General features: G+C 53.3%; 22 protein-coding genes and 1 riboswitch. Of the genes, 8 read left to right on the top strand and 14 right to left on the bottom strand.

Features of this window, described 5'->3' with window-relative positions; genetic code table 11:
- Positions 1-30: 30 nt before the first annotated feature.
- The 8 genes from ACTJI9_RS00550 to ACTJI9_RS00515 all read right to left on the bottom strand — a co-directional run bounded on the left by ACTJI9_RS00550 (position 31) and on the right by ACTJI9_RS00515 (position 8,366).
- Positions 31-504, bottom strand: a complete 474-nt coding sequence (locus tag ACTJI9_RS00550) for a YciE/YciF ferroxidase family protein (protein WP_115052314.1) — start codon at positions 502-504, stop codon at positions 31-33.
- A 183-nt stretch (positions 505-687) separates the two neighbouring features.
- The gene (locus ACTJI9_RS00545) at positions 688-1,272 is read right to left on the bottom strand and encodes an alkylhydroperoxidase (RefSeq protein ID WP_115052313.1); all 585 of its coding nucleotides are present in this window, start codon (positions 1,270-1,272) and stop codon (positions 688-690) included.
- 83 nt (positions 1,273-1,355) lie between these two features.
- Positions 1,356-2,171, bottom strand: coding sequence for a TIM barrel protein (locus ACTJI9_RS00540; RefSeq protein ID WP_337354424.1), 816 nt, complete (start codon positions 2,169-2,171; stop codon positions 1,356-1,358).
- A gap of 154 nt (positions 2,172-2,325) precedes the next feature.
- The gene (locus tag ACTJI9_RS00535; RefSeq protein WP_440805340.1) at positions 2,326-3,411 is read right to left on the bottom strand and encodes a 2Fe-2S iron-sulfur cluster-binding protein; all 1,086 of its coding nucleotides are present in this window, start codon (positions 3,409-3,411) and stop codon (positions 2,326-2,328) included.
- 5 nt (positions 3,412-3,416) lie between these two features.
- On the bottom strand, positions 3,417-4,658 hold the full coding sequence (locus ACTJI9_RS00530; RefSeq protein WP_115052310.1) for an aromatic ring-hydroxylating oxygenase subunit alpha: 1,242 nt from the start codon (positions 4,656-4,658) through the stop codon (positions 3,417-3,419).
- A 111-nt stretch (positions 4,659-4,769) separates the two neighbouring features.
- Positions 4,770-4,968, bottom strand: a riboswitch (cobalamin riboswitch).
- A gap of 181 nt (positions 4,969-5,149) precedes the next feature.
- On the bottom strand, positions 5,150-6,427 hold the full coding sequence (locus ACTJI9_RS00525; protein ID WP_115052309.1) for an L-fuconate dehydratase: 1,278 nt from the start codon (positions 6,425-6,427) through the stop codon (positions 5,150-5,152).
- 8 nt (positions 6,428-6,435) lie between these two features.
- The gene (locus ACTJI9_RS00520; RefSeq protein ID WP_115052308.1) at positions 6,436-7,170 is read right to left on the bottom strand and encodes an SDR family oxidoreductase; all 735 of its coding nucleotides are present in this window, start codon (positions 7,168-7,170) and stop codon (positions 6,436-6,438) included.
- Positions 7,171-7,253: 83 nt separating this feature from the next.
- Positions 7,254-8,366, bottom strand: coding sequence for a mandelate racemase/muconate lactonizing enzyme family protein (locus tag ACTJI9_RS00515; protein ID WP_115052307.1), 1,113 nt, complete (start codon positions 8,364-8,366; stop codon positions 7,254-7,256).
- Between the two features lie 261 nt (positions 8,367-8,627).
- On the opposite strand from ACTJI9_RS00515, the gene ACTJI9_RS00510 reads away from it, so the two are divergent.
- From ACTJI9_RS00510 to ACTJI9_RS00490, 5 genes are all read left to right on the top strand, one after another.
- On the top strand, positions 8,628-9,413 hold the full coding sequence (locus tag ACTJI9_RS00510) for an IclR family transcriptional regulator (RefSeq protein WP_115052306.1): 786 nt from the start codon (positions 8,628-8,630) through the stop codon (positions 9,411-9,413).
- 16 nt (positions 9,414-9,429) lie between these two features.
- Positions 9,430-10,275: an amidohydrolase family protein gene (locus ACTJI9_RS00505; protein ID WP_440805334.1), complete on the top strand. Its 846-nt coding sequence runs from the start codon at positions 9,430-9,432 to the stop codon at positions 10,273-10,275.
- A gap of 104 nt (positions 10,276-10,379) precedes the next feature.
- Entirely contained in the window at positions 10,380-12,215 is a 1,836-nt protein-coding gene (locus ACTJI9_RS00500) for a monovalent cation:proton antiporter-2 (CPA2) family protein (RefSeq protein WP_115052304.1), read from the top strand.
- A 30-nt stretch (positions 12,216-12,245) separates the two neighbouring features.
- Entirely contained in the window at positions 12,246-12,797 is a 552-nt protein-coding gene (locus ACTJI9_RS00495) for a DUF924 family protein (RefSeq protein WP_115052303.1), read from the top strand.
- A gap of 331 nt (positions 12,798-13,128) precedes the next feature.
- A complete protein-coding gene (locus ACTJI9_RS00490) occupies positions 13,129-14,706 on the top strand; it encodes a TerC family protein (RefSeq protein ID WP_115052301.1) in 1,578 nt (525 codons plus the stop codon).
- A 290-nt stretch (positions 14,707-14,996) separates the two neighbouring features.
- On the opposite strand, the gene zigA is transcribed toward ACTJI9_RS00490, so the two are convergent.
- From zigA to aztA, 5 genes are all read right to left on the bottom strand, one after another.
- Positions 14,997-16,217, bottom strand: coding sequence for a zinc metallochaperone GTPase ZigA (gene zigA / locus ACTJI9_RS00485; protein ID WP_115052300.1), 1,221 nt, complete (start codon positions 16,215-16,217; stop codon positions 14,997-14,999).
- 56 nt (positions 16,218-16,273) lie between these two features.
- Entirely contained in the window at positions 16,274-17,479 is a 1,206-nt protein-coding gene (gene aztD, locus ACTJI9_RS00480) for a zinc metallochaperone AztD (protein ID WP_336439645.1), read from the bottom strand.
- 80 nt (positions 17,480-17,559) lie between these two features.
- The gene (gene aztC, locus ACTJI9_RS00475; protein WP_440805331.1) at positions 17,560-18,546 is read right to left on the bottom strand and encodes a zinc ABC transporter substrate-binding protein AztC; all 987 of its coding nucleotides are present in this window, start codon (positions 18,544-18,546) and stop codon (positions 17,560-17,562) included.
- 17 nt (positions 18,547-18,563) lie between these two features.
- Positions 18,564-19,430: a zinc ABC transporter permease AztB gene (gene aztB, locus ACTJI9_RS00470; protein WP_440805329.1), complete on the bottom strand. Its 867-nt coding sequence runs from the start codon at positions 19,428-19,430 to the stop codon at positions 18,564-18,566.
- 1 nt (position 19,431) lies between these two features.
- Positions 19,432-20,241, bottom strand: a complete 810-nt coding sequence (gene aztA / locus ACTJI9_RS00465) for a zinc ABC transporter ATP-binding protein AztA (protein WP_440805326.1) — start codon at positions 20,239-20,241, stop codon at positions 19,432-19,434.
- Positions 20,242-20,428: 187 nt separating this feature from the next.
- Here aztA and ACTJI9_RS00460 point away from each other — a divergent pair, with 187 nt between their 5' ends.
- Positions 20,429-20,833, top strand: a complete 405-nt coding sequence (locus tag ACTJI9_RS00460) for a Fur family transcriptional regulator (RefSeq protein WP_307279831.1) — start codon at positions 20,429-20,431, stop codon at positions 20,831-20,833.
- Between the two features lie 4 nt (positions 20,834-20,837).
- Here the strand turns inward: ACTJI9_RS00460 and ACTJI9_RS00455 are convergent, their stop codons facing one another.
- Positions 20,838-21,536: a TetR/AcrR family transcriptional regulator gene (locus ACTJI9_RS00455; protein WP_307279834.1), complete on the bottom strand. Its 699-nt coding sequence runs from the start codon at positions 21,534-21,536 to the stop codon at positions 20,838-20,840.
- 147 nt (positions 21,537-21,683) lie between these two features.
- Between ACTJI9_RS00455 and ACTJI9_RS00450 the strand changes: the two genes are divergently transcribed.
- Together ACTJI9_RS00450 and ACTJI9_RS00445 are read left to right on the top strand one after the other, a co-directional pair.
- Positions 21,684-22,862: an HlyD family secretion protein gene (locus tag ACTJI9_RS00450; protein ID WP_115052293.1), complete on the top strand. Its 1,179-nt coding sequence runs from the start codon at positions 21,684-21,686 to the stop codon at positions 22,860-22,862.
- A 32-nt stretch (positions 22,863-22,894) separates the two neighbouring features.
- Positions 22,895-24,484, top strand: coding sequence for a DHA2 family efflux MFS transporter permease subunit (locus ACTJI9_RS00445; RefSeq protein ID WP_115052292.1), 1,590 nt, complete (start codon positions 22,895-22,897; stop codon positions 24,482-24,484).
- Positions 24,485-24,705: the final 221 nt, after the last annotated feature.

Below are 24,705 nucleotides of genomic sequence, written 5' to 3'. Positions count from 1 at the left end.
CCCGCTCAATTTGTCCGATAGAAGGGCCTGTTAAGGCTTGTTGACGCTCTCAACAGCGATGTTGGTCAGCTTGTTATTGGCTGCCTTCTCCTGATCGAGAATTTCACTGAGCAGCTTGTGAGCTTCGTCATGGCCGAGTGTTTTAGCCCATTCCCGCAATGAACCGTAGCGGGCAATCTCATAATGCTCCACGGCTTGCGCAGCGGCAAGCAAGCCCGCATTCAGCGCGGTGCCGGAAGCCTCTTCAATAAGACCATCCGTCTCCTTGATCAAACCTTCAATGGCATCGCATTTTTCGGCTTTCGGCTTAAGACCCAACGATTTGAAAACCTGGTCCAGCGTCTTTACCTGACCCTTCGTCTCTTCAAGATGCTCTTCTACTGCCTTTTTGAGTTTGGCGTCTTTGGAGGCGCTCGCAACTTTTGGTAGAGCTTTGACGAGCGCATTCTCGGCATAATAGATGTCATGCAATGTATGTTCAAAAATTTCAGCTAGTGTCTTCATTATGATTTTCCTCCTGTCGATTGGGATACAGGAACCTTGGGGGAGCGATAATGTTCCGTCGCACCCAAGACGAAATCACATGACAATCAACCGAGTGTCTTGGGTCAATGCCAAAGAGATTCTGAAATAGCGCCATAGCCTATCGCAACGAAGCCTGTAAAAACGGCGCAGTGCCTCATCAGTTTAGAAACGTTTTCCGACAGTCATCGCAGTTTGAAAATTGATATCTGGATCAAGAAATATTGCTTCTGGCGCAGCGCCTGTCGCATCAAAAAAACGGCTGACAAAACAGCGGAATGAGGCACAAAGGGCGATGTCGCATATCTGGACATCCGTGAAGCCCGCCGCGCGCAGCCGATTAATATCTTCTTGTTCAACTTTGGAAGCATCCTGCGTAATCTTTTCCGCATAGACCAGCATTTCCACATCCGCAGCAGAAAGCCCGGCAGTTCGAAAATCGCTATGGACAGCGAGTACCATTTCCTTTGACCCAAGATCGCCGATCAGTTGTTTCGCATAAACATGCGAGCAATAGGTCGAAGGGATGTGCTTTGCCGCAATGAGCGTGATCAGCCGCCATTCTCGCATGCCGAGCGAAAAGCCTGCCCGTATTTTATCCATGAAATCTGTATAGGCGGGCAAAAGACCAGGGCGCGCCGTAAAGCAGCGCGTCGCGTCCATGACGAAGCCAAGCTGGGCTTTGTGCCTGGCATAAATTTCGGCCACTTCGTCCGTCGCGCTTTCATCGTCAATCGTTTGCAAGAACATCGCCATTCTCCCAACAATAGTCGCACCTACCTTATCAGAAAGCGGGACGCCATGGGATATAGGCCTTTAGAGCGAAGCGGCGTTCAGCCCAATCGGGTATTAATCCATGCCATACTGGCAGAAATGGCACGTGCCGGGTCAGCCATTTTCTGGACTTCTTCTGCAAAAGGCTCAAACGAAAACAAGCCCTTGTAGCCCTGATTCAAAAGTGCGCGGATCTGATCGACATTGCCAAGGCGATCATTCTCATCAACCAGAACCCTGTGCGGATCACGCATATCATCAATGCTCACATGAGGATCCGTCACGCCGGAAATATGGACGAGCCCTGTCAAATCCGGAAAAAATTCTGGCTCTCCGGCAAGATGATGATGGAAAGTGTCATGGACAAGCTTGAAACAAGCCTTACCCCCGATAGCCTCAATGGCATGCGCTGCCTCGCCCTTTGAACGAAGCGAGCAAATTTCAAAGCCCAGCGGTTCGACAAAACCCAACAGTCCGCGGCTCTCAAGAATGGGCTTTAGCGCCGTCAGCGCCTTTCGCAAATTAGTCTGCCGCTCACCCTCTTCCTGACCCGTACCATCATTGACAGGAACCAGAACAAGTGCCGCTGCGCCAGCGTCTCGCGCATAATCCGCAAGCTCAATAGCCTCGTGCTCACGTTCCGGAGTCCACTCGTTAAAGCGCTGCAAGGCATTGATCGTGGCAATGCGCACGCCGGCTGCTTTCGATAGCGCCTTCATTTCAGTTGCAGCTGTGCCGTCAATAATCGCATTGCCGCCAAGGTCATTACGAATCTCAACATCGCGCAAGCCAAGCGCCACCGCCAACTGAAAAAACGCGGCAGGGCGAAGATAAGGAGTAGCGATATGATTGATAGCAAAAATTGGTGCAGCCATTTTGGATTCCTCCCCACCGCTTTGAGCCAGCCTGCTCTATGCGAATCTCGGCCTCTGGCAATACACGAGCTTCGTCAAGCAATGCATCGGGAAAAGCAAGGGGATTGAGATCGACAACACGAAAATGCGCTTGGGAGCTGGAGCAAAATTTGCTCTAGGCTTCCACTTCGACATTGCCCAACGGTTTGGAACAACAGGCCAGGATATAGCCTTCATCAATTTCCTCGTCGAGAATCCCGCCATTATGGTTCATATCGACATTGCCGGAAATTTTCATGACCTTGCAGGTGCCGCACAATCCGGATTCACAGGCCGCGGCAATTCGAATGCCAGCACCACGGGCAGCCTTGAGGATTGTATCGCCTGCGACGCAGTGCACATCCTTGCCGGCCATGGAGAAAGTGACGATCGCGGCAGTTTCAGACACCTCCGTAGAAATATCGTCCATTACCGGAAGCACAGGTTCGGCGGCGGAACCGAAGCTTTCCTGATGGTAATTGGCCATATCGAAGCCGGACTCTTCCAGCATGGCCCGAACATCGCGCATGAATCCGTCAGGACCGCAGCAGAAAATCGTCCGTTCCTTGAAGTCGGGCGACAATAGCGAAAGCTTCGGCGCTTCGAGCCTGCCTCTGATACCCGTCCAGAGCTGCCCCATTTCATGTTCCTTGATCAGAAAGGACAATTTGAGATTTGGCATGCAACTGGTCAGATATTCGAGTTCCTTGCGAAAAATTATATCGCTCGGGCGGCGTGCGCAACTGACAAGACTAATATCGCTTTGTGGTGCACAATCCTGCATCCAGCGCGTCATTGACATCATAGGCGTGATGCCTGATCCGGCAGAAATAAACAGATATTTTTCGCCGGGATGTTTTGAGATTGAAAAGTCACCCAGCGGCCCAAATGCTTTCAGCCGCGCGCCCGGCGTGAGGTGGTCCAGCATCCAGCGGGTGCCGATGCTGCCATCCTGCGCTTTGACCGTGATTGCAATCGTAAATGGCCGCGAGGGGCTGGAAGAGAGTGTATAGGTACGCAGGACCGCATCCGGCTGCGTACCCAATTCAAACGTCATGAACTGGCCGGGCTCATACCGGAACCAGTTTTGATTGTCGGAACGAAATGTGAATGTCTTCACATTGGGCGCTTCCTCAATGACAGACAGGCACTCCAGCAGATGCAGCCGGTCGTTCCATGGCTGCATCTGATCGAGATGCGGGTACTTTTGAGGAATGCCCATATTCACTACGCTACCTTGCTCAGTCGCTTGTCGCCGGAAAGGCGCGTTTCCATCGTGTTGGAATACCATTCAAGGAATTGCAGAACACCGCCTTCATGCTCTACCGAATAAGGGCCCGGCTCATAGGCAGGAGAGCGAATGCCAAAAGCATTTTCTTCAACGATCTGGCGGTCCTGATCATTGGTTTCGAGCCAGACATGCGTGAGTTCCTCAATGGTGTAATCGACGCCTTCCACCGCGTCCTTGTGCACCAGCCACTTGGTCGTGACCTGGGTTTCTGTCGGGCTAAGCGGGAGAACGCGGAAAGAAAGGGCATGATCCCCCAGAATGTGATTCCACGTCGTCGGATAATGATAGAGCAATAGCGAACCGATCTGCCGTGCATTCACATCATCGCTAAGCTGACGCGCTACAGCACGTTTGCCCGACATGGTATAGCTCTCGGCTTCGTGAAGCAGCGGCACGCGTGTCGCACGGTACTGGCCATTTTCATCGATACGGAACACGCTCGGCAGACCTGCGGCTTCGCATTTGTCCCAATGCGCCACGATTTCCGGATCATCCTTTGAGCCTTGTATGCCAGTCACGCTTGGTGCTTCAGGAAACGTCTTACAGAGTTCCGGATGATTGGCGGCGCAATGATAGCATTCGCGGTTGTTTTCCCACACCAGCTTCCAATTACCCTTCTCCACGATCGAGCTTTGAAAGGCGACTTTGGTTTCGCTGAGGCGATGCGGTGCAAGATAAGGATCGATCATGGCACGCGTAGCGGCAAAATCCGGCGCAATCGGCGCAAGGCAGATGAAGATATAGCCGCCAACGCTTTCGCAATGCACCGTCTTCAGGCTGTGCTGGCTGGCATCGAAATCGTCGCCCATCTGGCGCGCGAATAATAGACGGCCATCCAGTTCATAAGTCCACTGATGATAGGGGCAAACAAGCTTCGCCGAGGTGCCCCGTTCAGAAGCACAAACGCGCGACCCGCGATGGCGGCATGAATTATGAAACGCGCGTATTTTCTTCTCGCGGTCCCGGACGATAACGACCGGATAATCGCCAATCTGCACGGTAAAATAATTGCCCGGTCGCGCCACTTCGCAATCATGACCGATAAACAGCCAGTCGCGGTAGAAGATATTTTCCATATCCAACCGGAAATACTCCGGATCATTGTAGAAAGCCTGCTCAAGGCCATAACCAGGTTTCCGGTGTTTCAGGTTCCGGAGTAGTTCACTATGTGCGTCCATGTCGTGTCCTCGCCATCTCATTTGCGAAAGAACTGACTGGTGGTGACGGAGAAGACCGTCCGTATGGCTGCCCATACAAAACAATGCTCCTTGATCGCCCACCGCGATCAGTCGGTGTTATCGCTTGCGGCTGGTTTCCGGGCTCTGGAGTTGCTCTTGCGAGCCTCACGGCGCCTTCCCGGAACCATGCTCCAGTGGCTATTTTGCCGCGTTTCACTCCACTACCGTTGCGGGGGCAGCGCCGGGATTAAACCGGCTTCCCAATTCTCCACCTTCCCTAGAAAGCGGCACCTCAAGTAGCCTGATAAAAGCATCCGGATGATAAAAAGAATAGGTGCGGAAACGACATCGCATTTACACAAGACGACACGACCGAAAAAACAGAAAATGCCGCCACTCCGGCACGTCAGAATGGCGGCACAATACCCTTTCCATGTCAGCAATGAATATCACCAGAGACGGCGATGGTTCATTTACCGGGCGGAAAGGCTTTAAAGACCGTGATGCAAATACTGCTTGATCGATTCCGGTTTCATCTCAATTGAAAAGCCCGGCAGCGAGGGTGGCATATAGGCCGCATCCTGAATGTTGCAGGGATCAACAAAATGCTCGTGCAGATGATCGACATACTCGATAACCCTGCCCTCTTTCGTCCCTGAAACGGCGATATAATCAATCATTGACAGATGCTGGACATATTCACACAGACCAACACCGCCCGCATGCGGCCAGACTGGTAGCTCATACTTTGCGGCGATAAGCAGCACCGCCAGCACTTCGTTCAGTCCACCCATGCGGCAACTATCGATCTGCACGACATCGATAGCGCCTTCGGCGATGAACTGTTTGAACATGATGCGGTTCTGACACATCTCACCGGTCGCGACTTTCACCGGATGGATAGCCTGCCGAATTTTGCGATGGCCCGCAACGTCGTCGGGGCTCGTTGGCTCTTCAATGAAGAACGGCTTGACGAAGGCAAGCTTGTTCACCCAATCAATGGCTTCATTCACTTCCCAGACCTGATTGGCATCGATCATGAGAATGCGGTCAGGGCCGATCACTTCGCGCGCGATGGTAAGACGTCGGATATCATCTTCGAGATCGCGGCCGACTTTCATCTTAATGTGGTTGAAGCCCGCATCCACGGCCTCCTGACAAAGGCGACGGAGCTTTTCATCGGAATAGCCCAGCCAGCCTGCCGATGTCGTATAGCAGGGATACCCATCTGCTTTTAGCGTTTCAATACGTTCTTTCTTACCGACCTCTGCTCTACGCAGAATTTCCAGCGCCTCTTCAGGCGTCAGCACGTCCGTAAGATAGCGGAAGTCCACGATTTTGACGATCTCTTCCGGCGTCATTTCACCGACCAGTTGCCAGACAGGCTTCTTCGCTTCCTTGGCCAGCAAATCCCAAACGGCGTTCACTACCGCGCCTGTGGCCAGATGCATTGCACCCTTATCAGGGCCGATCCAGCGTAACTGGCTGTCACCGGTGATAAAATGCCAGAACCTGCCCGGGTTTTCCTTTATCCAATCAAGTTCAAGGCCGATAACAAGGTGTTTCATGGCCTCAATGGCAAGGCAGCAGATCTCATTGCCGCGCCCGATGGTAAAGGTAAGGCCGTGGCCGGAAAGCCCTGCATCCGTATCCAGCACCACATAGGCAGCCGAATAGTCCGGGTCAGGATTCATGGCATCCGATCCGTCCAGACTTTGCGAGGTCGGGAAACGGATATCGAAAACGCGAAGATCAGTGATGAGGGTCATGGTCTTTCCTAAACTGTCCAGCCGCCATCAATATTGTAGGCCTGTCCCGTGGTGTAGGTAGCACCAGCAAGATAGACGGCAAGGTCAGCGATTTCTTCCGGGAGGCCCAGACGCCCCATGGGCTGGCGCGCGATAAATGCCGCCCGCGTGGCGTCATAGTCGCCACCAGCGCGCATGCGTTGCTCAAGCGAAGGACTTTCCACCGTGCCGGGGCAGATCGCATTGCAGCGAATACCCTGCGTAATATAATCCGCGGCTACCGATTTGGTTATTCCCAATACGGCAGCCTTGGTCACGCCATAGGCAAAACGGTTCGGGACACCTTTCACGCTGCTGGCGACTGAAGACATATTGACGATAGCACCGTCCTTACGTTCGATCATACCCGGTAGTACCGCCCTGATCGTGCGGATCATGGCGCGGACATTGAGATCAAGTGCAAAATCCAGATCGGCGTCCGGCATATCGAGAATTGAACCGCCATGGACAAAACCAGCGCAATTAAACAGCACATCGATAGCGCCGATTTCGCCAATGATCTGCGTCACTTCTTCTGCCTTGAGCACGTCGAGCTTGCGCGGCTTGATATTGGCTTCCTTCGGCAAAGCATCGAGCAGTTGCTGATTGATATCGGTTGCATGCACGATTGCACCTTCGCGTGCGAAAGCCAGCACCGAAGCCCGACCAATGCCTTGTCCAGCTGCCGTGATAAGAACGCGTTTGCCTTCAAGCTTGCCTGTCATCTCATATCTCCATTGGGCATCTTATGATGCCAGTCATGCACTTCAGCCCTGAACAGGGCAATCATTTCTCGTTAAGTCAGCCATCAAACGCGAATTTCAGTGGTGAACTCTTCCACGCTGCGGGCTTTAACGGCATCCCAGTCCCAGTCGATTCCGATACCTGGTTCCATCGGTGCCAAAGCATAGCCATTCTCGATCCGCATTTGAGTCTTGGTCAGATCATCAAGCTGGGGAATATACTCAACATATTTGCCGTTCTGAACCGCGCATGTCAGACTGACATGGAGTTCCATCAGGAAGTGTGGACATACGGGAATATTGAAGGCTTCTGCTGCGTGAGCCACTTTCAGCCAGGGAGTGATCCCGCCAATACGGCCAACATCGACCTGAACGATGGAGCAGGCTCCCTTTTGCATATATTCGCGGAAATGCCGGATCGAATAGAGCGATTCTCCAACCGCCACGGGCGTTTGTGTAGAAGCTGACAGGCGCACATGCCCATCAATATCATCCGCTGGCAGCGGCTCTTCCAGCCACGCCAGATCAATATCCCGCAACACGTGCGAGCGCCGAATGGCTTCATCAAGTGAAAAACCCTGATTTGCATCCGTCATGATCTCAAATCCGGAACCGACGGCAGCGCGAACGGCCGACAGGCGATCAAGATCTTCCGATCCATGCGGACGGCCGATCTTGACCTTGGCACCTTTAAAACCCTTTGCCTTGGCTTGCAGCGCGTCATCGACCAGAGCCTGCTTTTCAATATGCAGCCAGCCACCTTCAGTTGTATAAAGCGGGCAGCGATCCTTTGCGCCGCCAGCAAGTTTCCATAAAGGCAGATTCTGCTTCTTGGCCCGTAAATCCCACAGAGCGATGTCAATGGCTGCAAGCGCAATCGCAGTAATTGCGCCGATGGTGGTTGCATGTGTAGCAAATTCAAGATCATGCCAGATGGCTTCGATCTGGTCTGCATCCTTGCCAAGCAGTCTGGGTGCCAGATGATCGGAAAGAAGTCGCATTACCGACGATCCGCCCGTTCCGATCGTATAACTATAACCCGTGCCCACAGCGCCATCGCTATCGGTAATTGTAACGATTGGCGTTTCCTGGCTGACAAAACTCTGAATTGCATCCGTCCGCAGCACCTTTGGCGGCAGGTCAACCATCCGCAGTTCCACGCGCTGGATCTTAGCCAAATTATCCTCCCGTCGGGCTTTGTATATTGCCCTTATATATTATATACCCATATATGGGAACTTCATTCATATACAAACATTTGCGCCACATATCGTCAAGCGATGAAACCGCTTCCATCTGCTCATGTTCTTCGTATAAGCCTAGATGAGAGGAATTCCAGGAAAATGGGAACCGGTTTTCTATTCGGAATTGCGCTAAAATAAACAGTCAGGGCGCAGGCGATTCAAAGATTGCAGAAGCGCTCCAGGGGGTATTCGCATATGACTGATGAAGACGACAGTGACCGCTATCGCGCGCCCGCACTCGACAAAGGTCTTGATATATTGGAGCTGCTTGCCGGCATTGATGGCGGCGTAACACAGGCGGAGATAGCCAAGCGCCTTGGCCGCAGCCCCAACGAGTTTTATCGGATGCTGGATCGCTTGGTGCGCCGAGGCTATGTAACCAGGCTCGAAGGTGATCGCTATTCATTGACGCTCAAGCTTTTCGGCCTTGCACAGCTCCACGCCCCTGTTCGGCGGTTGGCGGCTTACGCAACGCCCTTGATGCGCGATCTTGCGGTTCAATCGAAGCAGGCAAATCATTTATGCGTGTTTGATCGCGGGGCGGTCGTGGTCGTTGCCCAGCAGGAAGCGCCTGAATATTGGGGAATCTCAATTCGGGTCGGCTCGCATATGAGTTTGCTCAATACCGGCTCCGGTCATGTATTGATGGCATTCCGTTCGCCTGAAGAGCGTAGCCTGATGATCGCCGAGTATGAACGCCACGTTGATGATAATTCACAACCGGACGACTATCGTGATCGGCTGAATATGATACGCGAACGCGGCTACGAGGTCATGCCCAGTGCCCAGACGGGAGGGGTTTTCAACGTTTCTGCTCCAGTACTCGGGCCGGATGGGCGCGCGATTGCTGCAATCACCTGCCCCTATATTCAGGTCCTTAATGTTCCTGAAGCGCCCGGCGTTGATCAGGTCTGCCAGATGATCGTTGCTACGGCAAAAAAACTGTCAGAACTATCCGGTGCCGACGTAGGTAAGGCCTGATTGGAGAAGTCAAATAATGGCCAGTGAATTGATTGATACGCACCTGCACCTCATTGACCAATCCGTCTTGTCCTATCCTTGGCTATCTAGCGTGGAAGCGCTGAACCGTGATTTCCTCTACGAAGAATATGCCCAGCAAGCACTTCGCGTCGGCATTACCCGCGCATTGCATATGGAAGTTGACGTCGCAGCCTCTGATATTGAGAGCGAAACGACCAACGTCGCCAAATTATCCGCACGCGAAGGAAACTTGATTGCGGGGGCGATCTCTTCCTGCCGCCCGGAAGATGAGGCTTTTTCTGCCTTTCTTGAGCGGCAAATCGCAAATCCACTGGTCAAGGGCTTTCGGCGCGTTCTCCACGTCATGCCCGACGAGCTTTCTGCGCAGCCATTATTTCGCGAGAATTTAAAGAAGCTTGGAGGCACGGGGCTATCTTTTGACCTGTGCGTTCTGCCCAAACAGATCGAAAAAGCGATCACCCTTGCCGACCTTGCCCCCGACGTTCAGTTCATTCTTGATCATTGCGGCGTACCCGATATCAAGGGCGGGGCATTCAAGCCATGGCAGGCAGGCATCACCGAAATCGCAAAGCGCGCCAATGTTACGGCGAAGATATCCGGCGTGGTTGCCTATGCCGATGCGCAGACCTGGAACGTTGAGACTTTGGCCCCTTATGTGAACCACGTCATTGCCAGTTTTGGTTTTGATCGCCTGGTTTGGGGAAGCGACTGGCCAGTATGTACGTTGGGTGGAGGCCTCGCCACATGGGTTGCTGCCACGCATGCGCTTGTTGCCGGCTGTAGCGAGGATGAGAAGGCAAAACTTTTCTCGCAAAACGCCAAGCGGATCTGGAAGCTGTAATCTTCAAATTATTGTAGAGGACATCTCGTCCATTTTAGCTTGCCTGCTGGGCACCACCGCTTTACCTGTGAAAATCAGAGCAATTGCGCATCGCAGGAGAGACAATGGCAGCGGAAGCAAGTGGCCCCGATCTATTAAGTGTTGTCGTCCTGCTGGGTGCAGGCGTGGTCGCTGTCCCCCTGTTCAAGAGGCTCGGGCTAGGATCGGTGCTTGGCTATCTTGCCGCCGGACTGGTCATCGGTCCCTTTGGTCTTGGCTTCTTTTCTGACCCTGAAACCATTTTGCATGTGGCTGAACTTGGCGTTGTCATGTTTCTGTTCATTATTGGACTGGAAATGCAGCCGACGAAACTTTGGGGCATGCGCAATGAGATTTTCGGTCTCGGTGCATTACAGGTCATCGTCTGTGCTCTGCTGCTGACTGGCGTTGGCATCGCAACCGGCTTTCCCGTTGCTGTGTCTTTCGTGTCAGGCGCAGGCTTTGTTCTGACCTCGACGGCCATCGTCATGCAATTGCTGGAAGAGCGCGGCGAAATTGCCTCGGCCAAAGGCCAGCGCATGGTATCGATCCTGCTTTTCGAAGATCTGGCAATCGTACCGCTGCTGGCGCTGGTCGCTTTTCTTGCACCCATCAGCACCACCGAGGCGGGCGGGTTGCGTTGGCTTGATATTGGCATCGGGATTGGCGCTGTCGCGGGCCTTATCATTGCGGGGCGCTACCTGCTCAATCCCCTGTTCAGCCTGCTCGCCATGACGAGAGCCCGGGAGGTTATGACTGCTGCCGCTTTGCTGGTTGTGCTCGGGGCCGCGCTTGTCATGCAGGTCAGCGGCCTTTCCATGGCCATGGGCGCTTTCCTTGCAGGCGTACTCCTGTCTGAATCCACCTTCCGCCATCAGTTGGAGGCGGATGTCGAACCATTCCGCGGCATATTGCTTGGGCTTTTCTTCCTCGCAGTCGGCATGTCCCTTAATCTGGCTGTCGTTGCCGCCAACTGGCAAATGGTGGTCTTCTACGTTGCCGCCTTCATGATCGTCAAAGCAATCGCGATCTACATTGTGGCTCGCATGCTGAAATCATCCCATCGCGAATCGCTGGAACGCGCCATTGTAATGGCTCAGGGCGGCGAATTTGCCTTTGTGCTTTATTCCACGGCGACGGCAGTGGGCATTCTGGATGGCGAATCCAATGCGATCCTGACGGCAATCATCATTATCTCCATGGTTCTTACGCCTCTCGCCATTATCGGCATGCGATATATCTTGCCAGCCGAGACGCAGGCGCTGAAGGATGTTGATATAGCGGAAGGATTGACCGGCAGGGTATTGGTTATCGGTTTTGGCCGTTTCGGCCAGATTTCCAGCCAACCGCTGCTGCTTCGCGATGTCGACGTATCGATCATTGATAATGATATAGAAATGATCCAGGCAGCCGCGCAGTTCGGCTTCAAGGTCTATTATGGCGATGGTACGCGTCTGGATATTCTGCACGCAGCCGGTGCTGGTCGCGCCCAGGCAGTGTTGATCTGCGTCGATAAGGCAGAAACAATTCTTTCAATCGCCCATCTCATCAAGGCCGAATTTCCGCTGGTGCAGATTTATGCGCGGTCATTTGATCGTGGCAATACGATTGAACTGATCAAGATCGGCGTCGAGTACCAACTCCGCGAAACCTTTGAATCCGCGCTCATGTTCGGGCAAACAACCTTGATCGGACTTGGCGTTGATCCCGAAGAAGCAGCCGAGATCATCCGCGACATCCGCCAGCGCGATGACGAGCGTCTCGATCTTCAACTGGCTGGCGGCATACATGCAGGCAATGATCTCATGAAGGGCAATATGCCGGTTCCCGGACCTTTGATCAAACCACGCCAGCCCGGACGCCCCTTGAGCGAAGAAACTGCAAGTGTCTTGCCCATTGCCGCATCTGCGGACGCAAACTGAGTGGGCCGGTCAGACTAAAGAGGATAGAATATGTCAAAGGAACAATCGTCGGTAATCAAGGAAGTCACTGACTTCTGGCGTGAGGCCGGACCGGAAAAATGGTTCAAGAAGGACGAAGCCTTCGACACTGTTTTTCACAAGACATTTCTTGACGAACATTTCGCCGCCGCAAGACGGGAATATGAAGCTTGGGTCGACACGGCTGAGGGTGCGCTGGCACTCATGATCCTGCTCGATCAGTTTCCCCGCAATTGTTTCCGCAATACCGGTCATATGTACGCGACCGATGAACTGGCGCGCTATTACGCAAATCGGGCGCTGGAACAAGGCCATGACATTTCTGTCGCGCCGGAACTGCGCGCATTCTTCTATCTGCCATTCATGCATTCGGAAGATGTGGACGACCAGCGCCGTTGTGTAGAGCTTTGCAGTCACGGTTCTCCAGCAAATGTCGAATATGCCAATGACCACTATGACATTATTCAACGTTTCGGACGTTTTCCCCATCGCAACATAATATTGGGCCGCGATACCACCGAGGAAGAACGCGCATTCCTTGATGCAGGCGGGTTTGCCGGCTGAAATATCTATCGCGGTATCGGCTTTGTTATTGTCCGCCACTTGAACCAAAGCGGCGGGACTGCCATTATATGCGCATCTGGCACCGATACATTTCACAATTTCAGCCAGTGACACAGGGACTGACCGCGCGCATCAATGCCGGACGATCAATCTGAAGAGCCGGACTTGCGAAGCATGCTGACTCTGCACTCGCAGCGTCAGCACCGAAAACCCGCCATTCTCCCTTATCCTGAATTTGCCCGCTATGCTGGTGGATTTGTGCTGTTTTTGACAGCCGGTCCGCCCGCAAAGTCATGCTCTCATTTTATCCGCTAACAGGACCCGACTTCCAATGGATCTGACATTTCAATGGATTGCCGACCCCAATGCCTGGATCGGCCTTGCGACGCTCGTCGTTCTGGAGATCGTGCTTGGTATCGACAATCTTGTTTTCATTGCCATTCTTGCCGACAAACTTCCGCCGCACCAGCGTAACCGGGCACGACTTGTCGGCCTGTCGCTGGCATTGGTCATGCGGCTTGCCTTGCTCGCCTCTATCTCCTGGGTCGTTACCCTCACGGAACCGCTTTTCAGTGTTGCAGGATTTGCTTTCTCCGGCCGCGATCTCATTTTGATCGTGGGCGGCGTTTTCCTTCTGTTCAAGGGGACGATGGAGTTACATGAGCGGCTGGAGGGAAGTCTTGCAGCCAAGGAAAGCAATGCTGTCCACGCCGTATTTTGGCAGGTCATCGCGCAGATTGTCGTTCTGGATGCCGTGTTCTCATTGGATAGCGTGATCACCGCCGTTGGCATGGTCAAGCACCTTGAAGTGATGATGATTGCGGTCATTGTCGCCGTCGGCGTGATGATGCTCGCCGCAAAGCCATTGATGAGCTTCGTTAATCGTCATCCGACAGTGGTTATCCTCTGCCTCGGATTTCTGATGATGATAGGTTTCAGTCTCATTATCGAAGGTTTCGGCTTTCATATCCCGAAGGGCTATCTCTACGCGGCCATTGGCTTTTCGGTTCTCGTGGAAGCTGCAAATCAGTTTGGTCGCCACAATCGCGAAAAACGCATCACCACAATGGACTTGCGCGATCGCACGGCTGGTGCCGTTCTGCGCCTTCTCGGCGGTGGTCGCGGCAGCGATGCGCCTCACTCGGACACGCTGGACGCCATCGCTGAACATTCTGCTGCATCAGATGTTTTCCATCCGGAAGAAAAGGAAATGATCCGCGGCGTCCTTGACCTGGTCGAACGGCCGGTGCGCTCGATCATGTCGCCACGCAACGAAGTGGAGTGGCTTGATCTGGATGAAACCAATGAGGAATTGCTCGCGGAAATCCGCACGCTCGCTCATAGCCGCGTTGTGCTTGCCCGAGGGCGCGTGGATGATTTTGTTGGTGTCGCGCTCACCAAGGATTTGCTGTTCGCAATTTTGGATGGCGGCAAGATCGATTGGGAAAAGGTGACACGCCAACCACTCATCTTGCATGAGAACGCCAATGTTCTGCGCGTGATGGAACAGCTTCGCGGTTCAACTGTTCAGATGGGCGTTATCCTCGACGAGCATGGTTCGTTTGAGGGTGTGGTGACGCCAACCGATATTCTCGAAGCGATTGCCGGTGATTTTCCTGAAGAGGGTGAAGAAAGCCCGATCCTCGAGCGGTCCGAAGATGGCAGCATGGTGGTGGATGCCTATATCGACATCCGCCGTTTGGGCAGCCTCATCGATCGGGATTTGGTCGATGACGGCGACCGTTACACCACGCTCGCCGGTTATATTCTGTGGAATCTTGGGCATATTCCGACCACAGGCGAAAAGCTAACCGTCGATGACTACGAGTATGAAATCGTAGAAATGGATGGCCGAAATATTGGCAAGGTGCGCATCAGTTCAACCTTGGCTTCGGCGCTTTTCATTTAGAGCATTTCCAGCAAAAGTGTGAAGCGGTTTTGCGTTGGATAATGCGTAAAAACAAAGAGATAGAGCATTACGGTGACTCCGTTTTTATTGGAAATGCTCTAGAAGCTTTTTCGCAATCGCAACTCATGACCTCTTCCGGGCACTGATGTCCTTCCCCCAAAAGGGAAGGACTATCGCAATTGAAGCTTTTGGTTTGAACAGGCTTTGCCCGCTCGTCTGAGACATCAAAACCCAGGAGTTTCGATGCCAGATTCTGCATGGTTCCCAAGCGCAATCTCATTTGCCGGCTCTCAGGAAGCCTGTCTCATCCAGCTTGGAAAGGGGTCCAGCAACGCCTCCCATTTATGCGGCGTGAATTCATCCGTATCCAAGAGACAGGCGTCGAGTTGCGCGCGGATTTCAGCTTCATCCATGGGATCGACACCGATGAAGACCAGTTCCTGGCGCCGATCACCCCAAATCGGATGAAGATATGGCTTCATGGCATTCAACCACTCCGGACTATCCGGCCAACGGCTTTTCGAAACCGATGACCACCAAAGACCGCGCTTTTCTGATCTGACCAATGCACCCGCCTGGCTAAGCTCGCCGACATGGTCCGGCCGTGTCGCAAGCCAGAAAAAGCCTTTGGCACGGATGACCCCGGTCCAGTTTGAGTTGATGAAATCCTGGAACTTTTGCGGATCGAACGGGCGCCGTTCACGATAGACAAATGAGCGAACACCATATTCTTCCGTTTCAGGTATGTGATCGGCAAAATTGTTCAGTTCCTTGTACCAAAGCGGGTTTTCTTGCGCCTTGTCGAAATCGAAAAGGCCCGTGTCCAGAACGTCGGCAAGATTGACCTTGGCAAAATCCGTTTCGATTACCTTGGCATCTGGATTCAGGGCACGAATGATTTTTCGTGCAATATCGCGGTCATACATGGAGGCCGACGATATCTTGTTCAGGATGATGACATCGGCAAATTCGATTTGATCGACGAGAAGATCGACCAATGTGCGGTTATCCCCATCACCCAGTGACTCGCCACGATCCTTGAGAAAGTCGCTGGAGGCATAATCCTTCAAAAGATTTGCCGCATCAACGACAGTCACCATTGTGTCGAGGCATGAGATATCCGACAGGCTCATGCCGTTTTCATCACGAAAATCAAAGGTGGATGCCACCGGCAGCGGCTCTGATATGCCTGTCGACTCTATCAACAGATGGTCAAACCGGCCTTGACTTGCCAATTGCCGCACTTCTGCGAGAAGATCGTCGCGCAAGGTGCAGCAGATGCAACCATTGGTCATCTCAACCAATTGCTCTTCCGTCCGCGACAAGTTCGCACCGCCGTCGCGGATAAGCGCGGCATCAATATTAACCTCGCTCATATCGTTGACGATAACCGCGACACGGCGGCCCTCACGATTGTTGAGAATATGATTGAGGAGTGTGGTTTTGCCCGCTCCGAGAAAACCCGAAAGCACTGTCACGGGCAAGCGCTTGGCTGTTGCTGTGTTTTGCATGGCTTTAGCCTTTCCAAAAAGAAGCCCACGCGCTGTTCAGGCGCGCGGGCATAAGATTACTCGTGAACTTCGCCCGACCCGCCTATGGCCACAACATTGTAAGGAGTGCCTTCAACTGGAATATCGCGGGACTTTTCGAAACGGGCTGCGTCAATGACCTGCAACCGGCTTTTCAGAGGGTCGGTAAGTATGATGTCATCGCCTGCGACGGCAATTCGAGGCCGCGGCAGGTTCCAATGGCCGTCCATGCTGTAAGGCTCTGTAAGCTGTAGCGATTTTTCAATCTTGCCGGTGATGACGTCCAGCTGGTGCAGTTGACCATCCTCGGTAAAGATATAGGCAAAGCGCGGGCGCACAGAATCGACAGCAAAATGAACGCGGCGTGCGGGAAGCTCGATCAGACGGAATGCATCTTCAGCGGTTGGATCAATCAGAACCACCGCCTGCGGCCCGTAATTGCCCAGAAAATACTGTAGCCCCTTGCCACCAACCAAAGTTGAGGACTTGCCCTCTGGAAGCGATTTTGAATAATCAAGATGATTGATCTCCAGCTCGTCATTCGCCGATTTCACCAGAAGCAGACCCGATTTACAGGCTATGGCGACGATACTGCCTGAGGCCGCTTCGCCGTGGAGATCCGGGCAATCATACAATTCTCCTGAAACTTTATTATTCGCTCCGGCAATACGCACGCCGATGGGCAGCTCCTTGACTGGCTCTGTCGGGTGCGGTTCGGACACGAGAACCTTCTCACCGAAAGCGACCGCAACGCCATGATGCGGCGAGGCAACTTTCACTTCCCTTGCATCGGCCCTCTCGCCCAGAACGTCAGACTCTTTAACAATTTTGACCGCCCCGTCCCCATCAAAGAACAAGGCAATTTGCCCATGGTGGTCGACAAAGTGCGACGGTTTCTTTCCCGCAAAATTCAAATTGAGCAGCGTAGGCTTTTCAACTTTCAGATCCCCGTGATCTCCATGATCATCAACAGAAATGCCACTTGAAATGACTGAGAATTGGCCAGCATCACGCTCGTTGGCGAATACCAGGCGACCACTTTCGCTCCTCGAAAGGCTGGCTGGTGCTTTCATCTTGAACGTGTCCAGCACCTCGCCGGTCTTGGCATCCAGAGCGCGTATTACGGGATCGGCCTGATCGGCGACGAATAGCCGCCATGCCGTTTTTCCCTCTGCCAAGGCGGGGGTCATCAGCAAACCAGCTGTGATGGCGAGAGACGAGAACACAAGTAGGTGCCGTGTCATGGTTTTCTCCTAATGTAATAACATAACATTTCTGGGTAAAAGAAAAGCGGAGTCCTGCTCCGCTTTTCCGGCGTGCCGTATTAACTGCCGAGAATGGCTTTCTTGAATGTAGTGATATTGTGCTGCATCATTTCGACATAGGTCCCGGCACCATCCTCAGGCTTGGATAGAGCATCCGAGAACAGCGTGCCGCCGACGTTCAGTTTCGTTTCGCTGGCAATCTGTTCGATCAAACGCGGGTTGGTGATATTCTCGACAAAGATTGCTGAGGCCTTGTCTTCCTTGATCTGCTTGATCAGGGCAACAATATCGGCAGCAGAGGCTTCCGAATCCGTCGAAATGCCTTCTGGCGCCAGGAATTTCAGGCCATATTCATGTTCAAAATAGCCAAATGCATCGTGCGACGTGATGACGAGGCGCTTGCTTTCCGGAATTGACGCAATTGCGGCCTTCACATCTGCTTCCGTCGCATCGAGCTTCTTGGTGTAGTCGGCAGCGTTGGTCTTGTAGGTATCGCAATTTGCAGCATCAGCTGTGCAGAAGGCGTCGGCGATATTCTTCACATAGATCTTTGCGTTGCTGATGGACTGAAAAGCATGCGGATCATAGGCACCGTGATCGTGTCCTTCATGGGCATGCGCTTCACCCTCATGCTTGTGCTCTTCGCCTTCATGCTTGTGCTCTTCTCCACTCGCATGATCATGCTCTTCTTCGCCGCTTTTCAACGGCTCAATGCCCTTGGTCAATTCAACGATTGGTGCCTTTGTGGCGCTTGCTTCTACAAGCCGCGGCAGAAATCCCTCGAAGTTCAGACCATTGACCAACACAACATCAGCTTTGGCAACAGCTGCGGCATCAGATGGCTTTGGCTCATAAACATGCGCGTCGCCATCCGGGCCAACCAGCGTCGTCAGATCGATCTTGTCGCCACCGACATTCTTGGCGAAGTCAGAGATGATCGAAAAACTCGAAACAACTTTCAGGTTTTCGGCAGAAGCAGAACTATAGGCTGCACTCAGTAATAGTATAACATTTAAAGCACTGGCAAGTTTGAGGGTTTTGATCATGGTCTCTTTCCTTGATTTTATGCGGTTCTGTGACGATGAGGGCGAAGGCGGCTTTGTAGAATTCCGCTCGTGCCCATTATGATGGAGCCAAGATAAACTGCACCGGCAGAGAGAATAATAGCCGGTCCTGATGGCACCGAAAAATGATAGGAGATCAACAGTCCCCCGACACATGAGGCAAAGCCGATTGCTATGGCCACGGCGCACATCGGCCCGACACGAGCAGTCCAGAAACGCGCAGCAGCAGCCGGAAGCATCATCAGCCCGACAGCAAGCAATGTGCCAAGCGCCTGAAAACCGCCGACGAGATTTATCACCACCAGGCCGAGAAATATGAAATGGACCGGCGTACCGATGCGGCTGACAGAGCGCAGAAATAACGGATCAAGACACTCCGCCACCAATCCCCGCCAGAAGATTGCCAGTGTCACGACACTGATTGCCGAGATAAGACCAATCAGGCCAAGCGCATCATTATTGAGCGCGAGTACCGTGCCGAACAGGACATGCATGAGATCAACATTAGATCCGCGCAGCGAAACAATCAAAACACCCAGCGCCAGCGATATGAGATAGAAAGCGGCCATTGAAGCGTCCTCCTTCTGGATGGTAAAGCGGGAAACCGCCCCCGCCCCCAAGGCAACGATGACACCGGCAACCAGCCCGCCAATTGTCATCGGCACGATCTGCAAACCATAGAGAAGGAAACCGACCGCAGCGCCGGGCAGGATCGCATGCGCCATCGCATCACCGGTCAGGCTCATGCGACGCAGCATCAAAAATACACCGACCGGACATGAGCCAAGTGCCAGAGCCAGCGAACCCAGCAATGCACGCTGCATGAAGCTATAATCGACGAAGGGAGCAATCAGAAAATCATACATGCTATGCCGCCCCCTTTTCCATATGGCCATGGGGTCCGCTGTGATTGTGGGCGTGCGTGTGATCGTGACCATGCAACTGGTCATCCTCGCACCATGCAGCGCCTTCTTCCCATGCTTCGTGGAACTGGCGGGCGTGGAGAAGATTTTCCGGCCGCAACGTATCGCGGGATGAACCCCAGGCAATTGGCTTGCGGGCCAGAAGCAGGGTTTCCGGAAAATGTTCCTTCACCAGTTCCAGATCATGCACGACAACCATGACGGTCCGGCTTTCGCCATGCCAGCGCTTGATGAGGCCGACGAGATCAGCAACGGTCTTGGCATCGATCGCATTGAAGGGTTCGTCCAGCAGAATTATGTCAGCGTCCTGCACGAGAACGCGCGCAAACAATGCCCGCTGCAATTGTCCGCCGGACAGGGTATCAATGCCGCGCTTTTCAAAGCCGCCAAGTCCCACAGCCATCAATGCCTGTGAAACGCTTGCCCGGTCTTCTTTGCTGAAACGGCCCAGTAATCCCCGCCTTGGCCACAGACCAAGTGATACGAGATCGACCACGCGTGCCGGGAAAGACCGGTCAAGCTCTGATTGCTGCGGCAGATAGGCGATCCGCATGCCCTTCTCGACTGTGCATGAGCCGGACATGGGCTTCAACACACCGACAATACCCTTCATCAGCGTGGACTTGCCTGAACCATTCGATCCGACAACGGCTGTCAAAGATCCCCGCGCGACAACGCCGCTAAGGTGATGCACAGCTGGATGGCTGTGGTAACCCAACGTAAGATCACGAAATGTCAGACTTGGTTCAGTCATAAAGGTAAAACTCGCGGAAAAGCCGGATTTACTGAAAGCCTTCTCGGCAAATTCTTGACGTCTTCGTATGTGATGTTATTACATTAGTCAACAATGGCAAATTTGAGATCAGTGGAAAAGAGATGACGCACTGGCGGTTCGTGAAAAAATTTCTTATCTAGTAAGCAGATAAAAGGAACAAGCGAATATGGCGGCCACTCAGGAACTCACCAAGAACCAGTCACTGGTTTTCGACGCTTTGACACGCGCCGACGGGCCGTTGAGCGCCTACACTATTTTGGACCAATTGCGTGAAAATGGTTTCCGCGCCCCCTTACAGGTCTATCGTGCGCTGGATAAACTTCTCGATTACGGGATGATCCACCGGCTTGAAAGCATAAATGCGTTTGTTGCCTGCTCCCATCCTCATGATCATAGCCATAACCATGGCATGATCGCCTTCGCGATCTGCGAGAAATGCGGCCAGGTTACCGAGTTTTCAGATGACGTTATCACTGCCCGTGTCCGTGAATGGACAAAGGGTAATGGGTTTAAACCTTCCAAAACGACAATCGAAATTCGCGGCATCTGCGCCAGCTGTGGCACAGCCTGAATATTCAGCGCTTGCCATAGGCTCTCAGAAACACATCGACACCCGCAGTAACCGTCTTGTTGATTTGTTCTTCCGTCGGTGCCTCATCCATGCAGCCAAACAGCCGGCGCTTGAAGAGGCCCGTCATCACAAGATCTGACAGTTGATAGGTGGCAAGTTCGGTATCTTCAATTTCCAGATCGCCCGCGGCGACATGCTTGTCCAGAAATGCCTTCATCATCGCCTGCCCCTTTTTCGGGCCCTGCTCGTAAAAGCTCCGGCTCATTGAGGGCATGCGTTCGGCCACACCGATAACAACACGCTGCGCACGAATGACCACATCGGACGTCACCTTGATCGAAAGCGCCTTACCGAATGCGATAAGTGCATCACGCAAATCATAGTCGCCCTCAAAGGCGGAATAAATACCGCTGAAAAGCCTTTCGCGATAACTGATGCAAAGTTCGAGAAAAAGCTCCTCCTTGCTATCGAAATAGACATAGATCGTGCCTTTGGAGACACCAGCCTCGCGCGTAATGTCATTCATGCTGGCTGCGTCAAAGCCCATCGTGGAAAATACCCGGTCCGCACCCTCCAATATTTGCTGACGCTTTGCCGGATCTTGCCCGGCAGCTAAACGGCCCTGCCGCTCATCGCCCGATAGCGCTGCTTCCAGCGCGTTAGCGGTGGACAATGATGTCGAATAGGCCTTTTTAGATGACATTCTCGTTCTGTTTCCTCGTTTGTTGTTCTTTTTTCGAACCAAGCGGTTCGATCCCCTTGATATGCGCTCTCAATTGCGCTATGTCAACGATCGAACCGAATGGTTCAATCAGTTTTATGGCTGAACATCCGTAGAAAGAAACCCCAAATGCCTGCGTCCAAAGCAAAGAATGAGGCTGACATCCGTCAGTTCCCGGCTCCAGTTTCAAAATCCGAGATGCCCGCAACTACGGAAGCGCCGCAACATGATGTTGCCGCTGACGTAAAGAAAGCCGAGCCTCCCAAGCGCTCCCGCAAACGGCTGATCCTGACGACTATTTTGGTGGCGGCGCTCGCCGGTGGTGCATATTTCGGTTACGGATATTGGACGACGGGCCGTTTTATGGTTTCCACCGATGACGCCTATATCCAGGGCGATATTACTGCCATCGCTCCCAAGGTGACCGGCTATATCGATACGATCAATGTTGTTGCCAACCAGCGCGTCAAGGCGGGTGATCCATTGATCACGCTTGATAATGGCGATTACACGCTCGCTGAGGAACAGGCCGAAGCACAGATTGCCACGCAGAAGCTTTCGCTTGACCGTATCAAGGCGCAGACCGAGGCCGCAAGGGCTTCGCTGACCGAGGCGCAGGCTGGAAAATTGAGCGCACAGGCAGTGCTGACCAATGCGCAAGCCGGTTCGGTACGGGCCAATCAGTTGCATGCAACGCGGTTTGCTTCGCAGTCAACGCTTGATGATGCAACCGCTGCATTGGATCAGGCAAAGGCCAATCTTGCATCCGCTGATGCAAAGATCGCCAGCGCAGCCGCCAATGTCGGCGTTCTTGAGGCACAGTACAAGGAAGCTGAAGGCACCATTGCCTCGCTCGAATTGTCGAAAGACAAGGCAGCGCGCGATCTGAGCTTTACCGTCATCCGTGCACCAGTGGATGGCGTCATTGGCAATCTTGCCGCCAAGAAGGGCGACCTTGTCAGTCCCGGCCAGCGTTTGGCTGCACTCGTTCCTGTTAATGCGCTCTATATCGATGCAAATTACAAGGAAACGCAGCTTCGTGACATAAATGTGGGCCAGAAAGTCCACATTCGGGTCGATGCGCTGGATGGCGATACGTTTGAAGGCACGGTTGCTTCGATTGCACCGGCCTCCGGCGCCGTCTTCTCCCTTCTTCCTCCGGAAAATGCCACGGGTAACTTCACCAAGGTTGTGCAACGTGTTCCTGTTCGCATTGCCTTGCCGGGTGACGCCTTGGCCAGCGGCAAGTTGCAGGCGGGCCTCAGCGTCGTTGTCGATGTCGACACGCGGACGACTCCAGCCAAGTAAATCCGGTTCCGGAATCGGAAAGGGCGACGATTATGGCAAATGCAACAACGGCAGCCGGCGGTCCGGGCGCTCCAGCCATTCCGGAAGATAAAATCGATCCCAAAAAAGCCATCGCCTTTCTGGCGATGGTCTTTGGAATGTTCATGGCGATTCTGGACATTCAGATCGTCTCGGCATCCCTGGCCGAAATTCAGGCAGGCCTCAGCGCCAGCGCTGATGAGATTTCATGGGTCCAGACCTCTTACCTGATCGCCGAAGTTATCATGATCCCGCTGTCAGGTTTTCTGGGACGGCTGGTTTCAACGCGGATTCTTTTCTCGGTATCTGCCGCAGGTTTCACCGCCGCCAGCGTGCTTTGCGCCACTGCGACGAATATTGACCAGATGATCGTCTACCGCGCCATCCAGGGCTTTATCGGCGGTGGTATGATCCCAAGTGTGTTTGCGGCTGCCTTTACAATTTTCCCGCCCTCCAAACGCTCCATTGTTTCCCCCATGATCGGCCTCGTGGCGACATTGGCCCCAACGATCGGGCCGACGGTCGGTGGTTATCTGAGCCATGCTTTTTCGTGGCATTGGCTCTTTCTTGTCAACGTCATCCCCGGTATCGCCGTTGCGATCGCTGCGTGGAACCTGATCGACTTCGACAAGGGCGACCGGTCCCTGTTGAGCAAATTCGACTGGTGGGGTCTCGCCGGTATGGCAGCATTCCTCGGTTCGCTCGAATATGTGCTTGAGGAAGGTCCACGCAATGATTGGTTGCAGGATCACGCCGTCTACTATTGCAGCATCGTCATGGTCATTGGTGGCATCATCTTCTTCTATCGGGCCTTTACCGCCGAACAGCCCATCGTCGATCTTTTCGCCTTCAAAAATCTGAACTTTGCCTTTGGATCAGCCTTCTCGTTCGTCCTCGGTATTGGCCTCTATGGCCTTACCTATATCTACCCGGTCTATTTGGGGCAGATTCGCGGCTATGACGCGTTGATGATCGGGGAAGCGCTGTTTGTCAGCGGGCTTGCCATGTTCATGACCGCGCCAATAGCCGGTTTCCTGTCCGGCAGGATGGACCCGCGTATTATGATCATGATCGGCTTTATCGGTTTTGGCGCGGGCACCTGGACCATGACGCATCTTACTGCGGACTGGGATTTCTACGAATTGCTTGTGCCGCAGATCCTGCGAGGCTGTTCGCTCATGCTGTGCATGGTGCCGATCAATAATCTTGCGCTTGGCACTTTGCCGCTGGCTCGCCTGAAAAACGCTTCCGGCTTGTTTAATCTGATGCGTAATCTTGGCGGCGCGGTCGGGCTGGCAGTGATTAACCAGATACTCACTGATCGCGGTGCGCTGCACTATGCCCAGCTTTCGGAAAATGTTCGCTGGGGCAATCCGGAAGCAGAAGATTTGATGAATTCCATGTCGAAGAATTTTGCTTCACATGGACTGGATGGAACCACGACCGCTCTGAGCAGAATCTCCGGCATGGTTCATCAGCAGGCCTCGCTGCTGTCTTTCATGGATGTCTTCTATATCCTGACAATGCTCTTTGTATCGCTGGCGGTTTTCGCAATCCTGATGCGCAAGCCAGGGGCACCGGCATCCGGAGGCGGCGGACATTAGAGTCGCCCCTTCCATCCGCCCGGCATCCCCCTGCTCCGGCAAATGGGAAAATTAACTTAGTCTCCTAAGTTGTTTTGCCGGCTCTGGCGTCCATTCCAGACGCTGCAGCAGTCATATTGTGGCCGGTTCACCCCTTTCCCCTGCCCGAATTGGCGTCTCCAACAATGTTTTTGTCGTTATTGAAGTAATTTTGAAACGATTGGGAATACCCCATAAATTTA

Source organism: Phyllobacterium sp. 22552 (assembly GCF_052044585.1).
GTDB lineage: Bacteria > Pseudomonadota > Alphaproteobacteria > Rhizobiales > Rhizobiaceae > Phyllobacterium > Phyllobacterium ifriqiyense.
Note: the sequence above shows the minus strand (reverse complement) of the source record. Positions and strands in the feature narration are given on the sequence as shown.

Coding starts and splice junctions, on each gene's coding strand:
- ACTJI9_RS00550 (WP_115052314.1), bottom strand. CDS start 504: ATGAAGACACTAGCTGAAATTTTTGAACATACATTGCATGACATCTAT.
- ACTJI9_RS00545 (WP_115052313.1), bottom strand. CDS start 1,272: ATGTTCTTGCAAACGATTGACGATGAAAGCGCGACGGACGAAGTGGCC.
- ACTJI9_RS00540 (WP_337354424.1), bottom strand. CDS start 2,171: ATGGCTGCACCAATTTTTGCTATCAATCATATCGCTACTCCTTATCTT.
- ACTJI9_RS00535 (WP_440805340.1), bottom strand. CDS start 3,411: ATGGGCATTCCTCAAAAGTACCCGCATCTCGATCAGATGCAGCCATGG.
- ACTJI9_RS00530 (WP_115052310.1), bottom strand. CDS start 4,658: ATGGACGCACATAGTGAACTACTCCGGAACCTGAAACACCGGAAACCT.
- ACTJI9_RS00525 (WP_115052309.1), bottom strand. CDS start 6,427: ATGACCCTCATCACTGATCTTCGCGTTTTCGATATCCGTTTCCCGACC.
- ACTJI9_RS00520 (WP_115052308.1), bottom strand. CDS start 7,170: ATGACAGGCAAGCTTGAAGGCAAACGCGTTCTTATCACGGCAGCTGGA.
- ACTJI9_RS00510 (WP_115052306.1), top strand. CDS start 8,628: ATGACTGATGAAGACGACAGTGACCGCTATCGCGCGCCCGCACTCGAC.
- ACTJI9_RS00505 (WP_440805334.1), top strand. CDS start 9,430: ATGGCCAGTGAATTGATTGATACGCACCTGCACCTCATTGACCAATCC.
- ACTJI9_RS00500 (WP_115052304.1), top strand. CDS start 10,380: ATGGCAGCGGAAGCAAGTGGCCCCGATCTATTAAGTGTTGTCGTCCTG.
- ACTJI9_RS00495 (WP_115052303.1), top strand. CDS start 12,246: ATGTCAAAGGAACAATCGTCGGTAATCAAGGAAGTCACTGACTTCTGG.
- ACTJI9_RS00490 (WP_115052301.1), top strand. CDS start 13,129: ATGGATCTGACATTTCAATGGATTGCCGACCCCAATGCCTGGATCGGC.
- zigA (WP_115052300.1), bottom strand. CDS start 16,217: ATGCAAAACACAGCAACAGCCAAGCGCTTGCCCGTGACAGTGCTTTCG.
- aztD (WP_336439645.1), bottom strand. CDS start 17,479: ATGACACGGCACCTACTTGTGTTCTCGTCTCTCGCCATCACAGCTGGT.
- aztC (WP_440805331.1), bottom strand. CDS start 18,546: ATGATCAAAACCCTCAAACTTGCCAGTGCTTTAAATGTTATACTATTA.
- aztB (WP_440805329.1), bottom strand. CDS start 19,430: ATGTATGATTTTCTGATTGCTCCCTTCGTCGATTATAGCTTCATGCAG.
- aztA (WP_440805326.1), bottom strand. CDS start 20,241: ATGACTGAACCAAGTCTGACATTTCGTGATCTTACGTTGGGTTACCAC.
- ACTJI9_RS00460 (WP_307279831.1), top strand. CDS start 20,429: ATGGCGGCCACTCAGGAACTCACCAAGAACCAGTCACTGGTTTTCGAC.
- ACTJI9_RS00455 (WP_307279834.1), bottom strand. CDS start 21,536: ATGTCATCTAAAAAGGCCTATTCGACATCATTGTCCACCGCTAACGCG.
- ACTJI9_RS00450 (WP_115052293.1), top strand. CDS start 21,684: ATGCCTGCGTCCAAAGCAAAGAATGAGGCTGACATCCGTCAGTTCCCG.
- ACTJI9_RS00445 (WP_115052292.1), top strand. CDS start 22,895: ATGGCAAATGCAACAACGGCAGCCGGCGGTCCGGGCGCTCCAGCCATT.